This window comes from Kitasatospora sp. NPDC085464 (genome assembly GCF_044541955.1).
Taxonomy (GTDB): Bacteria; Actinomycetota; Actinomycetes; order Streptomycetales; family Streptomycetaceae; genus Kitasatospora.
The window spans coordinates 47,911-61,223 of sequence record NZ_JBITTM010000031.1 but is presented as its reverse complement, the minus strand read 5'-3'; the positions used below and the strand labels follow the sequence as shown (position 1 = coordinate 61,223).

At 74.0% G+C, this 13,313-nt stretch carries 11 protein-coding genes; 7 read left to right on the top strand and 4 right to left on the bottom strand.

What is annotated here, in order from left to right:
* Window positions 1-263: 263 nt before the first annotated feature.
* Both ACIGG8_RS26410 and ACIGG8_RS26405 read left to right on the top strand, forming a co-directional pair.
* Window positions 264-1,307, top strand: a complete 1,044-nt coding sequence (locus ACIGG8_RS26410; protein WP_396551287.1) for an isopenicillin N synthase family dioxygenase — start codon at window positions 264-266, stop codon at window positions 1,305-1,307.
* Between the two features lie 345 nt (window positions 1,308-1,652).
* The gene (locus ACIGG8_RS26405) at window positions 1,653-2,450 is read left to right on the top strand and encodes a MerR family transcriptional regulator (protein WP_396551285.1); all 798 of its coding nucleotides are present in this window, start codon (window positions 1,653-1,655) and stop codon (window positions 2,448-2,450) included.
* Between the two features lie 115 nt (window positions 2,451-2,565).
* On the opposite strand, the gene ACIGG8_RS26400 is transcribed toward ACIGG8_RS26405, so the two are convergent.
* Genes ACIGG8_RS26400 through ACIGG8_RS26385 form a run of 4 tightly spaced genes read right to left on the bottom strand, consistent with a single transcriptional unit; the run spans window position 2,566 to window position 8,415 of the window.
* Window positions 2,566-4,794 carry a 3-hydroxyacyl-CoA dehydrogenase NAD-binding domain-containing protein gene (locus ACIGG8_RS26400; RefSeq protein WP_396551283.1) on the bottom strand — a complete coding sequence of 743 codons (2,229 nt, stop codon included), beginning with the start codon at window positions 4,792-4,794 and terminating at the stop codon, window positions 2,566-2,568.
* Between the two features lie 39 nt (window positions 4,795-4,833).
* Entirely contained in the window at window positions 4,834-6,048 is a 1,215-nt protein-coding gene (locus ACIGG8_RS26395; RefSeq protein WP_350524352.1) for an acetyl-CoA C-acetyltransferase, read from the bottom strand.
* A 37-nt stretch (window positions 6,049-6,085) separates the two neighbouring features.
* On the bottom strand, window positions 6,086-7,228 hold the full coding sequence (locus ACIGG8_RS26390) for an acyl-CoA dehydrogenase family protein (protein ID WP_396551281.1): 1,143 nt from the start codon (window positions 7,226-7,228) through the stop codon (window positions 6,086-6,088).
* Between the two features lie 2 nt (window positions 7,229-7,230).
* The gene (locus ACIGG8_RS26385) at window positions 7,231-8,415 is read right to left on the bottom strand and encodes a CaiB/BaiF CoA transferase family protein (RefSeq protein ID WP_396551357.1); all 1,185 of its coding nucleotides are present in this window, start codon (window positions 8,413-8,415) and stop codon (window positions 7,231-7,233) included.
* 205 nt (window positions 8,416-8,620) lie between these two features.
* Here ACIGG8_RS26385 and ACIGG8_RS26380 point away from each other — a divergent pair, with 205 nt between their 5' ends.
* The 5 genes from ACIGG8_RS26380 to ACIGG8_RS26360 all read left to right on the top strand — a co-directional run bounded on the left by ACIGG8_RS26380 (window position 8,621) and on the right by ACIGG8_RS26360 (window position 13,123).
* Complete coding sequence (locus ACIGG8_RS26380) at window positions 8,621-9,205, top strand: GNAT family N-acetyltransferase (RefSeq protein ID WP_396551279.1); 585 nt, start codon at window positions 8,621-8,623, stop codon at window positions 9,203-9,205.
* Window positions 9,206-9,314: 109 nt separating this feature from the next.
* A complete protein-coding gene (locus ACIGG8_RS26375) occupies window positions 9,315-10,295 on the top strand; it encodes a hypothetical protein (protein WP_396551277.1) in 981 nt (326 codons plus the stop codon).
* A complete protein-coding gene (locus ACIGG8_RS26370; RefSeq protein ID WP_396551275.1) occupies window positions 10,292-11,560 on the top strand; it encodes a sensor histidine kinase in 1,269 nt (422 codons plus the stop codon). The genes ACIGG8_RS26375 and ACIGG8_RS26370 overlap by 4 nt, the downstream gene beginning before the upstream one ends.
* Complete coding sequence (locus ACIGG8_RS26365) at window positions 11,557-12,327, top strand: response regulator (protein ID WP_396551273.1); 771 nt, start codon at window positions 11,557-11,559, stop codon at window positions 12,325-12,327. Before ACIGG8_RS26370 ends, ACIGG8_RS26365 begins: the two co-directional genes overlap by 4 nt.
* Before the next feature lie 145 nt (window positions 12,328-12,472).
* The gene (locus ACIGG8_RS26360; RefSeq protein ID WP_396551271.1) at window positions 12,473-13,123 is read left to right on the top strand and encodes a Pr6Pr family membrane protein; all 651 of its coding nucleotides are present in this window, start codon (window positions 12,473-12,475) and stop codon (window positions 13,121-13,123) included.
* The last annotated feature ends 190 nt before the right edge of the window (window positions 13,124-13,313 follow it).

The window sequence follows — 13,313 nt, the reverse complement described above, 5'->3', positions numbered from 1 at the left end:
GGGGGGTCGCCCGCCGCCGAACCAGTCATTTAAGCTGGTGAAGTGCTCATCCTTGTTCGCCGTCGCCACGTGGACCTGCTCCGCGTGACCAGCATGTCCTGTCGACGCTCCGGCTGAACCTCGCTCCACCCACCCTCAGGCGGCCCCACCACCCGGCCGCCCCCGCCTCCCGGCTCCCGGGGCACCCGCCGCACCAGGCGTGGCTCCGGCGCCCCCGGTCGACCACCGGACCAGGCCGGGACGAGACCCAGCGGATGTCACACATGACGCAGCAGTACACGCCCGTACCCGAAAACGGCTCCGGCTCCGACCTCGCGGACACCCTCCCGGTGATCGACCTCTCGCTCGCCGACGGCAGCCCGGAGGAACGCCGCCGCCTGCACGACGAACTCCGCGCCGCGGCCACCGGCGTCGGCTTCTTCCAGCTCGTCGGCCACGGCGTCACCCCCGAGGAGACGGCCGCGCTCACCCGGGCCATGCGCGCCTTCTTCGCCCTCCCCGAGGCCGACCGGCTCGCCGTGAGCAACCTCAACTCCCCGCACTACCGGGGCTACACCCGCACCGGCGACGAGCGCACCGGCGGCAGCCAGGACTGGCGCGACCAGCTGGACATCGGCGCCGAGCTGCCCCCGCACGTCCCCGGCGCCGGCGAGCCCCCGTACTGGTGGCTGGAGGGCCCCAACCAGTGGCCCGAGGCGCTCCCCGCGCTGCGCACCGCCGCGCTCGGCTGGATCGACCACCTCGGCGGGGTCGCCCGGCGACTGCTGCACGAACTCCTCACCGCGATCGGCGCCCGCCCCGACTTCTACGACGACGCCTTCGCGGGCCACCCCCACCTGCGCCTCAAGCTGGTCCGCTACCCCGGCACCGCCCCGGACGGCGCCGGCCAGGGCGTCGGCGCCCACAAGGACTACGGCTTCATCACCCTGCTGCTCCAGGACACCGTGGGCGGCCTCCAGGTCGAACGCCAGGACGGCACCTTCCTGGACGTCCCGCCGCTCGCCGGCGCCTTCGTCGTCAACCTCGGCGAGCTGCTGGAGGTGGCCACCGACGGCTACCTGAAGGCCACCAGCCACCGCGTGGTCAGCCCGCCCGGAGCCCGCGAGCGCTTCTCCGTCCCGTTCTTCTACAACCCGCGCCTCGACGCCCACATCGCGCCGCTGGACTTCCCGCTCGCCCACCACGCCCCCGGCGCCACCGAGGACCCGGACAACCCCCTCTTCGCCGACTTCGGCCTCAACGAGTGGAAGGGCTACACCCGGGCCCACCCCGAAGTCACCCGCCGCCACCACGCCGCCCTCGCCTGACCGACCGGGGCCGCCGGGAAGCCCCGGTGGCCCCGGGTTCGGCCCCGACGAACCGATGGGCCACACCCGGGCGCACTGGACCCGCCACCACCCCGTACGACGGCCCCGGGCGGGCCACCGGGACCCGCACGCAACGCCCCTGCCCCGAGCTGCCCCCGGCAGACGGGCGGGGGCCTCGCCGTACCCACCCGCCGCCTGCCCGCGCTCCCCCGCCCAACCCGGCCCCGACAGCCGACGACGAGCGCCCCACCGACCCGACCGCGCGCCATCCCGGTGGACCGGCTCCGGCCGCACTGTCACACTGCTGCTGTCACAGCAGGAGTGTGCCAGCGCGGGAGGCAGCAGATGGGGGAGCACGGTGCCGGGGCGGGCGAGGTGCGGCTGACGGTGGACGAGTTGGCGGCGCGGGCCGGGGTGACCGTGCGAACCGTGCGGTTCTACGGGACGAAGGGGCTGCTGCCGCCGCCGGAGCTGGGGCCGCGGCGGGTCGGCCTGTACGGCGCGGCGCACCTGGACCGGCTGGGGCTGATCGAGGAGTTGCAGCGGCAGGGGCTGACACTGGCGGCGATCGAGCGGTACCTGGCGCGACTGCCCGAGGACAGCACGCCGCTGGACCTCGCGATCCACCGGGCGCTGGTGGCGTCCTGGACGCCGGAGGCCGCCGAGGAGCTGGGTCGGGCGCAGCTGGAGCGGCGGGCCGGGCAGGGGTTGTCGCCGGCGCAGGTCGAGCGGCTGGCGGCGATGGGCGTGTTGGAGCGGACCGCCGACCCGGAGGTGTTCCGGGTGGATCCGGGCCTGCTGCCGCTGGGCGTGCGGATCCTGGACGTGCCGATCCCGCTGGAGACGCTGCTGGCGGCCCGCGAGGTGGTGCTGGAGCACAGCCGGGCGACGGCGCGGGAGTTGCAGCGGCTGTTCCGGGAGACGGTGTGGAAGCCGTACCGGGAGAGCGAGCCGGAGCCGGCGGAGCTGGTCCGGATGAAGGCGCTGACGGACCACATCCAGCCGATGGTGGCGCAGGCCCTGGTCACGGCGTTCCAGCGCTCGCTCCGGGAGGAGCTCGGCGAGGAACTGAACGAGGACCCGAACGAGGAAATGACCCAGGCCCCGGGCGGGTACCCGAGCGAGGAACCCGGCGAGGCCTAGGAGCCCGGGTGGGGCCGCGACGCGCGCGGCCCCACCCGGCCCCACAGGCCCGCCCCGGCCCCACAGGCCCCACCCGGCCCCACCGGCCTCACCCGGCCCCGGGCAGGCTCCCCGGTCAGTCGGTGAACGTCCGGCCCTCCGCCGCGATCCGCTCCAGCAGCGCCGGGGGCGCGAACCGCTCGCCGTACGCGGCGGCGAGTTCGCGGGCGCGGGCCGCGAAGCCGGCCGGGCCGCCCTCGTACCCGTTGATGTACTGGAACACGCCGCCGGTCCAGGCCGGGAAGCCGATGCCGAGGATCGAGCCCACGTTGGCGTCGGCGACCGAGGTCAGCACGCCCTCCTCCAGGCAGCGCACCGAGTCCAGGGCCTCGCTGAACAGCATCCGCTCCTTGAGGTCCTCGAAGGGCACCTCGGCCGGGTCGGTCCCGGCACCGGAAGCGGTACCGGAGCCGGAGCCGGAAGCAGCACCGCCGCCGGAGCCGCCGAAATGCTCCAGCAGCCCGGGCCAGAGCCGCCCGCGCCTGCCGTCCGCGCCGTACTCGTAGAAGCCGGCGCCTCCGCTGCGTCCCGGGCGGCCGAACTCGTCGACCATCCGGTCGACCACCGCGTCCGCCGGGTGCGGGGTCCAGGTGCCGCCGCCGGCCTCGGCCGCGCGCCGGTACTCGTCGCGGATCTTGCGCGGCAGGGTCAGGGTGAGCTCGTCCATCAGGGAGAGCACCTTGGCGGGGTAGCCGGCCTGGGCGGCGGCCTGCTCGACGGAGGCCGGGTGGATGCCCTCGCCGACCATGGCGACGCCCTCGTTGATGAACTGGCCGATCACCCGGGACGTGAAGAAGCCCCGCGAGTCGTTGACCACGATCGGGGTCTTGTCGATCTGGCGGACCAGGTCGAAGGCCCGGGCGAGGGCCTCGTCGCCGGTCTGCGGGCCGCGGATGATCTCCACCAGCCGCATCTTGTCGACCGGCGAGAAGAAGTGCAGGCCGATGAAGTCGTCGGTGCGCCGCACGCCTTCGGCGAGCAGGCCGATCGGCAGGGTGGAGGTGTTGGAGCAGAGCAGCGCGTCGGGGGCGACGACGCCCTCGATCTCCTGGAACACCTTGTGCTTGAGCTCGGTGTTCTCGAAGACGGCCTCGATCACCGCGTCGCAGCCGGCCAGGTCGGCGGCGTCGCCGGTGGGGGTGATCCGGGCGAGCAGTTCGTCGCGCTTGGCCTCGGTCGAGCGGCCGCGGGCGACGGCCTTGTTCAGCAGGCCTTCGGAGTAGGCCTTCCCGCGCTCGGCGGCCTCGGTGCTGACGTCCTTGAGCACGACCTCGATGCCGGCCTTGGCGCAGGCGTAGGCGATGCCCGCGCCCATCATGCCGGCGCCGAGCACGGCGACCTTGCGGACCAGCCGCTTCTCGACGTCCTTGGGGCGCCCGGCACCGGAGTTGACGGCCTGCATGTCGAAGAACAGCGCCTGGATCATGTTCTTGCTGGTCTGGCCGCAGGCGAGTTCGGTGAAGTAGCGGGCCTCGATCACCATCGCGGTGTCGACGTCCACCTGGGCACTCTCCACCGCGGCGGCCAGGACGTTGCGCGGGGCCGGGTAGGGCGCGCCGTTCAGCTGCTTGCGCAGGTTGGCCGGGAAGGCGGGCAGGTTGGCGGCGAAGGCCGGGGTCGCGGGGGTGCCGCCGGGGATCTTGTACCCCTTGACGTCCCAGGGCTGGACGGCGGTCGGGTTGGCGTCGATCCAGGCGCGCGCCCGGGTGGTCAACTCCTCCTGGGTGTCGACCAGTTCGTGCACCAGTCCGTGCTCCATCGCCTGCCCGGGGCGGTACTGGCGGCCCTGCAGCAGGAACTTCAGCAGGGCGTCGGTGATGCCGAACAGCCGCACGGTGCGGACGACTCCGCCGCCGCCGGGCAGCAGGCCGAGGGTGACCTCGGGCAGGCCGATCCGGGCGGCCGGGGTGTTCAGCGCGATCCGGTGGTGGCAGGCGAGGGCGATCTCCAGGCCGCCGCCGAGCGCGCTGCCGTTGACGGCGGCGACGACCGGCTTGCCGAGGGTCTCCAGCGTGCGCAGCGAGCGCTTGATCCGCATGGACTTCTCGAAGACGGCCTCGGCGTCCTCGGCGCGGGCGGCGGAGAGCATCCGCAGGTCTCCCCCGGCGAAGAAGGTCTTCTTGCCGGAGGTGATCACCACGCCGCGCAGCGCGTCGCCGAGGCCGGCCAGGCGCGCGACGACGGCTTCGAAGTCGGCCGTGAAGGCCTCGTTCATGGTGTTGACGGACTGGGTGGGGTCGTCGAGGACGAGGGTGACCACGCCGTCCTGGTCCTGCTCCCAGCGGATGGTGGTGGTGTCGCTCATGAGTTCAGGGTCTCCGAGGGGATCCGAGGGACGGGGGGGTCAGATGCGCTCGACGATGGTGGCGATGCCCATGCCGCCGCCCACGCAGAGGGTGACCAGGCCGTAGCGCAGGTCGCGCCGCTCCAGCTCGTCGATCACGGTGCCGAGCAGCATCGCGCCGGTGGCGCCGAGCGGGTGCCCGAGGGCGATCGCGCCGCCGTTGACGTTCACCTGGTCGTGGCGGAAGCCGAGTTCGCGGACGAAGCGGAGCGCGACGGCGGCGAAGGCCTCGTTGATCTCGACCAGGTCGATGTCGGCGGCGGTGAGCCCGGCCTTGGCGAGCGCCTTGTGGGTGGCCGGGGCGGGGCCGGTGAGCATGATGGTCGGCTCGGAGCCGGAGACGGCGGCGGAGACGATCCGGGCGCGCGGGCGCAGCCCGTACCGCTCGCCGACCTCGCGGCTGCCGATGGCGACGAGGGCGGCGCCGTCCACGATGCCGGAGGAGTTGCCCGCGTGGTGGACGTGGTCGATGGCCTCCACCCAGTGGTACTTCTGCAGGGCGACGGCGTCGAAGCCGCCGGCTTCGCCGATCTGGGCGAAGGAGGGCTTGAGGCCGGCCAGGGTCTCGACGGTGGTGCCGGGGCGGATGAACTCGTCGCGTTCCAGCACGACCAGGCCGTTGCGGTCGCGCACCGGGACGACCGAGCGGTCGAACAGGCCGTCCGCCTGGGCCTTGGCGGCGCGGGCCTGGGACTCGGCGGCGAAGGCGTCCACGTCGGTGCGGGAGAGGCCCTCGATGGTGGCGATCAGGTCGGCGCCGATGCCCTGCGGGACGAAGTTGGTCTCGTAGGCGGTCATCGGGTCGGCGAACCAGGCGCCACCGTCGGAGGCCATCCTGACCCGGGACATCGACTCCACGCCGCCGGCCAGGATGAGGTCCTCCCAGCCCGAACGGACCTTGGCGGCGGCCAGGTTGACGGCTTCCAGGCCGGAGGCGCAGAAGCGGTTCTCCTGGACGCCGGCGACGGTGTCGGGCAGGCCGGCCGCGACGGCGGCGATCCGGGCGATGTCGGAGCCCTGGTCGCCGATCGGGCTGACCACGCCGAGCACGATGTCGTCGATCGCGGCCGGGTCCAACCCGGGGAAGCGGCGGCGCAGTTCGTGGATCAGGCCGACGACGAGGTCGATCGGCTTGGTGCCGTGCAGCGAGCCGTTGGCCTTGCCCCGGCCGCGCGGGGTGCGGATCGCGTCGTAGACGTACGCTTCGGTGGTCACGATGGGATTTGCCTTTCGGGGCGGGGGGCTTGGCAGGTCAGCCGAGGACGGAGCGGCCCACGATCTCCTTCATGATCTCGGTGGTGCCGCCGTAGATGGTCTGGATGCGGCCGTCGGTGAACGCCCGGGCGACCGGGAACTCGCTCATGTACCCGTAGCCGCCGTGCAGTTGGAGGCACCGGTCGGCGGTGCGCTTCTGCAGTTCGGTGGCCCACCACTTGGCCATCGAGGCGTCGGCCGGGGTGAGCGCGTAGCGGTTGTGCTCGGTGATGCAGCGGTCGACGAAGGTCCGGGTGACGGCGCACTCGGTGGCCAGTTCGGCGATCTCGAAGCGGACGTGCTGCAGCTTGGCGAGCGGCCGGCCGAAGGCCTCGCGCTGCTTGACGTAGTCCGTGGTGATCTCGACCAGGTACTCGGCGCCGGCGATCGCCGAGGCCGCGATGGTGAGCCGTTCCTGGGCGAGGTTCTGCATCAGGTGGACGAAGCCGCCGTTGAGCTCGCCGAGCAGGTTCTCCTTCGGCACCCGGACGTCCTCGAAGAACAACTCGGCGGTGTCCTGGGCCTTCTGGCCGATCTTGTCGAGGTTGCGGCCGCGCTCGAAGCCGGGCGTGCCGCGTTCGACGACCAGCAGGCTCAGGCCGCGCGAGCCGCCCTCGGGGGTGGTGCGGGCCACCACGACGACCAGGTCCGCGAGGATCCCGTTGGAGATGAAGGTCTTGGCGCCGTTGAGCAGGAAGTGGTCACCCCGGTCGACCGCCTGGGTGCGGATGCCCTGCAGGTCGGAGCCGGCGCCGGGCTCGGTCATCGCGATCGCGGTGATCAGCTCGCCGGAGCAGAAGCCGGGCAGCCAGCGGCGCTTCTGCTCCTCGGTGGCGAGCGAGGTCAGGTAGGGGCCGATGATGTCGTTGTGCAGGCCGATCGCCAGTCCGGAGGCGCCGGCCCGGGCGAACTCCTCGGCCAGTACGGCGGCGTAGCGGAAGTCCGGGGTGCCACCGCCGCCGAACTCCTCGGGGACGGCGATGCCGAGCAGGCCCTGCCGGCCGGCCGCGAGCCAGGCGGACCGGTCGACGATGCCCGCCTTCTCCCAGCGGTCGTAGTGCGGCAGCACCTCCTTGGCGAGGAACGCCTTGACGGTGGCCCGGAAGTCGTCGTGCTGCTCGGTGAAGATCTCGCGCTGCAACGCTACTCTCCTTGCTCTGCTACGGAGTCGGGGGCCGACGGGCCGAGTGACGGCACGCCCCAGTCGCGGGCCACCTCGGCGGTGTCCGCGCCGGGTCGGGCCGGCGGGCGGCGCAGCGCGCCGGGGGTGGCGGAGAAGCGGGGGGCGGGCGCCGGCTGGGTGACGCCGCCCGCCTCGACGTACGTCCCGCGGGCCGACAGGTGTGCGTCGGCCGCCGCCTGACGCATCGTCAGCACGGGTTCCACGCAGGCGTCGGAGCCGGCGAAGACGGCCTCCCACTCGGCCCTGGTCCGGGTGGCGAAGCGGGCGGCGATCAGGGCGCGCAGCTCGGGCCAGCGGGCGAGGTCGTGCTGGCCGGGCGCGTCCGGGCCCAGCTCCAGCAGTCGGGCGAACTCGGCGTAGAAGCGCGGCTCCAGCGCGCCGACGGCCAGGTGTCCGCCGTCCGCAGCCCGGTAGACCGCGTAGAACGGGGCGCCGCCGTCGAGCAGGTTGACACCCCGGCGGTCCTGCCAGTGCCCGGCCGCGAGCAGGCCCCACAGCATGCTGCCGAGGTGTGCCGCGCCGTCGACGATCGCCGCGTCCACCACCTGGCCGGCGCCGGTGGCCCGGGCGTGGTGCAGCGCGGCGAGCAGGCCGACGACCAGGTAGAGCGAGCCGCCCGCGTAGTCGCCGAGCAGGTTGGCCGGGATGCCCGGCGCCTCCTCGGCACCGCCCGGCGCGGCCACCATCCCCAGCACCCCGGCGACCGCCGCGTACCCGAGGTCGTGCCCGGCGGTCGCGGCCCGGGGGCCGTGCTGGCCCCAGCCGGTCATCCGCCCGTACACCAGCGCCGGATTGCGCGCCAGGCAGTCCCGGGGCCCGACCCCGAGCCGCTCCGCGACGCCCGGCCGGTAGCCCTCGATCAGCAGGTCGGCCCGCTCCACCAGGTCCAGCACCAGCCCGGGGCCGTCGGGCGACTTCAGGTCGACCAGCACCGAGCGCTTGTTGCGGTTGCTGAGGTCGTGGGCCGGGTCCGTCCCCAGCGGCGACGGCTCCGGCCGGTCCACCCGCACCACGTCCGCGCCGAGGTCCCCCAGCAGCATCGCCGCGAACGGCCCCGGTCCGATCCCGGCGAGTTCCACCACCCGCACGCCCGCCAACGGGCCGCCCGAGCCCGGTGCACCGCTTGAGTCACGCACTGGCCGCAGAACCCTTCGGGGTTTGACAGTAAAGCTGTAACACTCGCGATGATAGGCAAGCGACCCGCCGGTAACAAGACCTCCGCGCCGGTCCGCGCCGGTCCGCGCCGCCCCGGGGCCCACCGGCGGAAATTGGCCGGGCGCCTGTCGGCGTAATGGCCTAGTCTGCGTTGCATCCATTACGAAGGACACGAAGAACCACGGGGGAAGCGCCATGACCATCACCGACCGGACCGTCACCGACCGGCCCGTCACCGATCGGCCCGTCACCGACCGGCCCGCCACCGACCGCACGGTCGTCGCCGTCTCCGAGCGGCTGGTGCTCACCCGGCCGCAGGAGGGCGACGCCGAGGCCATGTTCGCCGTGCACGGGGACCCGGAGACCAACCGGTACAACCCGCACGGGCCGCAGCGGGACCTCGCGCAGGCCCAGGAGGCGCTGGACGGCTTCGTGGCGGACTGGGTGCGGGACGGCGTCGGGTACTGCGCCGTGTCGACGCGGGACGAGCCGGAGGTGATCATCGGCTTCGCCGGGCTGTACCTGCACACGCTGGACGGGGAGCGGGTGTTCAACCTCTACTACCGGTTCCGGCCGTCCGCCTGGGGCAAGGGCTACGCGGCGGAGGCCGCACGGGCGGCGATGGCACAGGGGCGCCCGCGGTTCCCGGGGATCCCGGTCGTCGCGCTGATCCGGGCCGACAACCTGCCCTCCCGCCGGCTCGCCGAACGGCTCGGGCTGGTGGCCGACCCGGACGGACGGGTCGACGCCGAGGACCGGCTGATCCACCGGATGGCCTGAGCCGGACGGACAGAGCCGGACGGACCGAGCCGGACATCCCCCGCCGGGGGGAGCGGGATCACGCCCCGGGCGGAGGACGGGGAGCCGGTCCCGGCGCGACCGTGGGGGCATGAGGATCAACGAGACCGTCGTACGGGCCGGGGCCGCGTGGACGGCGGTGGCGGCGACGGGGCCGTACCTGACGCTCAAGCTGCTCTGGCTGACCGGCCATCCGGTGGGGTCGGACGACCCCGCCGGGATGGACCGGCTCTGGCTGCTGAACCTGCTCACCTTCGGGATGGACGCGATCGCCGTCGCCCTGGCGCTGGCCTTCGTACGGCCGTGGGGGCGGCGGGCCCCGGCCGGGCTGGTGGCGTTCCCGATGTGGGTGGCGACCGGGCTGCTCGGCACCCTCCTCGTGGCGCTGCCGCTGTCCCTGCTGAGCACCCTGGTGCTGGGCCCGGAGCACGGCACCGCTCCGGACGACAAGGGCCTCGGCAGCTGGGTCTTCGTCGTCGTGTACGGCGGGTTCGCGGTGCAGGGCCTCGCGCTGATCACCGCCTTCGCCCTGTACGCCCGGCGGCGGTGGGCCGGGCTGCTCGCGGACCGGATCGGCGACCTGCCGCGCTCCCCCACGCTGGCCGTGCAACGCACCCTCGCCTGCGTCGCGGCGCTGCTCGCCGCCGGTGTCGCGGCGGCCCGGACGTACTGGTCGCTCGGCGGCACCGCCGGGGTGCCGGCCGCGATGGCGCAGGAGCGGAACCGGGGCGTGGCGGTGATGGACGGGGTGACCGCCGTGATGGCGGTGGCCGCCGCGGCGGCCCTGCTGGTGGTGGTCTTCCGGGTCCGGCCGCGGCGGCGGCTGCTCGGTCCGCTGCTGGTGGCCTGGACGGCGGCCGGCTCGCTGTTCGGCTGGGGCAGCTGGCAGCTGGTGGCCTTCGGGGCGACGACGACCCGGGTGACCGAGCTGCGGATGGCGGTGCCCGGGCTGATGCCGCTGGTGCAGGCCGGCCAGGTGGTGACCGCGGTGCTGATGCTGGCCGTCGGGGCGGTCGCGCTGACCGAACGGGGAGCCCGAGCGGGCGCCCCTGACGTAGAGTCACCCAGGTGATCACGGGGGCGGGCACGCGGTTGCGGCGTGCGGCGGGGGCGGTGGTCGGGCGGCGGGCCCGGCTGCGCTGGGTGCACCTGGTGCTGGGCGGCGCGCTGCTGATGCCGTACTGGCTGCTGTCGGTGGTGCTGCTCGGGGCGCTCAACCCCGAACAGGGCAACGCCCGGCAGGCGCTGCTGCAGTTCCTCTCGCTGTTCACCTCGCTGCCGATGGCCGCCGTCACCGCGCTGGTGCCCACGGTCCGGGGGCTGGAGGGCGCGGCCGCCCGGGCGCTGTGCACGGCCGAACGGCCCGAGGAACTGGCCACCGGCCCGGCCCGCACCTGGCCGGCCCGGTGGCGCACCGCGGTCTGGTACGTGCTGCACGTGTTCTTCGGCGGGGTGGTCGCCGGGATGACGCTGGCCGGGGTGCCGTTCGCCGTGGTGCTGATGTTCTCCTTCGGCGGGGCCGAGGACATCGCCCGCTTCTGGGAGGACCGCTTCCCCGGCTGGATGGTCACCGGCCCCGCCCTCGGCCTCGCCGTCCTGCTGCTGGTCCTGCTCACCAACGCCGGCTGCGGAGCCCTGCTCGCCCGCTGGGCGCCCGCCCTGCTCGGCCCGACCCCGGAGGAGCGGCTCGCCGCCGTCGAGCGCCGAGCCACCGTGCTCGCCCAACGCAACCGGCTGGCACGCGAGTTGCACGACTCGGTCGGGCACGCGCTGAGCGCCGTCGGCATCCAGGCCTCGGCGGCCGCCCGGGTGCTGCGGACCAACCCCGACTTCGCCGCCGAGGCGCTGCAGGCGATCGAGGAGACCGCGCGGGCGGCCGTCAGCGAACTCGACACCGTGCTCGGCCTGCTGCGTGAGGAGGACCCGGAGGCCGCCGGACCGGCCGGGCCCACCCTCGCCGGGCTGGACGACCTGCTGCGCCAACTCGCCCGCACCGGGGTGACGGTGGACGCCGACCTGGCCCCCGGCCTGGCCGCCCTGCCGGCCCCGGTCTCCCGCGAGGCCTACCGGATCGTGCAGGAGGGCCTGACCAACGTGCTGCGGCATGCCGGACCGGCCCCGGCCGGGCTGCGGGTCGGGCTGGCCGCCGGCCGACTGGAGATCGAACTGACCAACCCGCTGGGCCCCGCCCGTCCGAGCCGACCCGGCGGCGGGCGCGGGCTGCGCGGGATCGGGGAGCGCGCGGCGGCCCTGCGGGGCGGCAGCACGGTGGGGCCGAGCGCGGACGGCACGACGTGGCGGCTGGCCGTGTGGCTGCCGGTGGGAGGGACCGCATGACGAACGACGGGACCGGCATGGGCAGCGGCATGGGGAGCGGCACGGACGGCCTGACGGACGGCGGCACGGAAAGCGTGACGGGCGGCGGCGTGGACAGCGGCACCGACGGCATCCGGGTGGTGATCGCCGACGACGAACGGCTGGTCCGGATGGGTCTGCGGGTGGTGATCGACGCCGAGCCGGACCTCACCGTGGTCGGCGAGGCAGCCGACGGCGCGGAGGTCGTCCCGCTGGTGCGCGAGCTGCGGCCGGACGTCGTGCTGATGGACGTCCGGATGCCCGGCATCAACGGGATCCGGGCCACCGAGCAGCTGGTCGGCGGGATGGCCGAGCCGCCGAGGATCCTGGTGGTCACCACCTTCGAGCACGACGACCACGTGTACGACGCGCTGCGCGCGGGCGCGGCCGGGTTCCTGCTGAAGCGGGCCCGGGCCGAGGAGATGGTGCAGGCGGTACGGCTGGTCGCACGCGGGGACTCGCTGCTCTTCCCGGCGGCCGTCCGCGAACTCGCGGTGCGGCACGGCAACGACCGCCGGCGGGAGGCCGGCACCGACCGGGGGCCGATCGGGCGGCTGACCGAACGGGAGGGGCAGGTGCTGCGGCTGATGGCCACCGGGCTCAACAACGGCGAGATCGCCGCCCGGCTGGTGGTGAGCCAGGAGACGGTGAAGACGCACGTCGGCAGCGTGCTCGCCAAGCTCGGTGCGCGGGACCGCACCCAGGCGGTCATCGCGGCGTACGAGTCGGGGTTCGTGCTGCCGGGCTGAACACCCGCAGACGGGCACGGGAGCCCACCGGAGGTCCGTGGGGATCACACACGGGTTCCACCCCGCCGGTACCGGCGAGTAGAGTGCGACCTTCCCCTCAGCCGTCCGATACCTCCCGTATCGCCTGAAACGAACTGGTGGCCGCATGACAGTCCGGACCCGACCCGCGCTGTGGTGGCGCATGGGAATCGTGCTCTCGGCAGGCCTCGGCCTGACCCTCGGAACGGCACCGCTCGTGTACTTCACCGTGCAGAGCAACGTGATCGTGCTCGGCTACTTCATCGGAGCGGTGTACTGGATGGAACGGCGCGGCACCGTGGACGCGCCCGCGCCCCGGCTGCGCGGCGCCGCCACGCTGTACATCCTGATCACCGGGCTGGTCTCGCACGTCCTGCTGCAGCACGGCGCCAACCCGCTGCCCGGCCTGGTCAGCGGGCCGGACCGGCTGGCGAACTGGTCGTCCTTCTTCCTGCACTACGTGACGCCGGTGATGGTGATCGTCGACTGGCTGGTCCTGAAGCCGCGCAACGCGGCAGCCTGGAAGGACATACCGCTCTGGCTGGCCTTCCCGCTCGGCTACGCGGCGATCGTGCTCACCCGCAACGCGCTGTTCGACGACTACCCGCTGCCCTACCCGTACTTCTTCTTCGACCCGACCACCAAGGGCTACGGCTACGTCTGGGGGCAGATCGCCCAGCTGACCGTCGAGTTCGTCGTGCTCGCCGCCCTCGTCGTCGGGCTGGACCGGCTCGGGACACGGGTCGCGGGCAGACTGCGCCCCGCGCCGCAGCCGTAGCCGCAGCCGTAGCACCGGAACGCGGCACCGGGAGCGGTGCCGGGACCGGCACCCGGAGCGACTGCCCGCGCGTCTCACGCCGCGGGCGCGTCCTCCGGGAGCGGGGCGTCGGAGCCGGCTCCGCACCCCGGTGTTCACTCCCGACGAGCCGGCCGTGCTCGGGGGCTCCGCCCTGAGCACGGCCCGCCGG

Excerpts from the sequence above, each read along its gene's own strand:
- ACIGG8_RS26365 (WP_396551273.1), top strand. The coding sequence starts at position 11,557 with ATGACGAACGACGGGACCGGCATGGGCAGCGGCATGGGGAGCGGCACG.
- ACIGG8_RS26400 (WP_396551283.1), bottom strand. The coding sequence starts at position 4,794 with ATGAGCGACACCACCACCATCCGCTGGGAGCAGGACCAGGACGGCGTG.
- ACIGG8_RS26360 (WP_396551271.1), top strand. The coding sequence starts at position 12,473 with ATGACAGTCCGGACCCGACCCGCGCTGTGGTGGCGCATGGGAATCGTG.
- ACIGG8_RS26375 (WP_396551277.1), top strand. The coding sequence starts at position 9,315 with ATGAGGATCAACGAGACCGTCGTACGGGCCGGGGCCGCGTGGACGGCG.
- ACIGG8_RS26380 (WP_396551279.1), top strand. The coding sequence starts at position 8,621 with ATGACCATCACCGACCGGACCGTCACCGACCGGCCCGTCACCGATCGG.
- ACIGG8_RS26410 (WP_396551287.1), top strand. The coding sequence starts at position 264 with ATGACGCAGCAGTACACGCCCGTACCCGAAAACGGCTCCGGCTCCGAC.
- ACIGG8_RS26405 (WP_396551285.1), top strand. The coding sequence starts at position 1,653 with ATGGGGGAGCACGGTGCCGGGGCGGGCGAGGTGCGGCTGACGGTGGAC.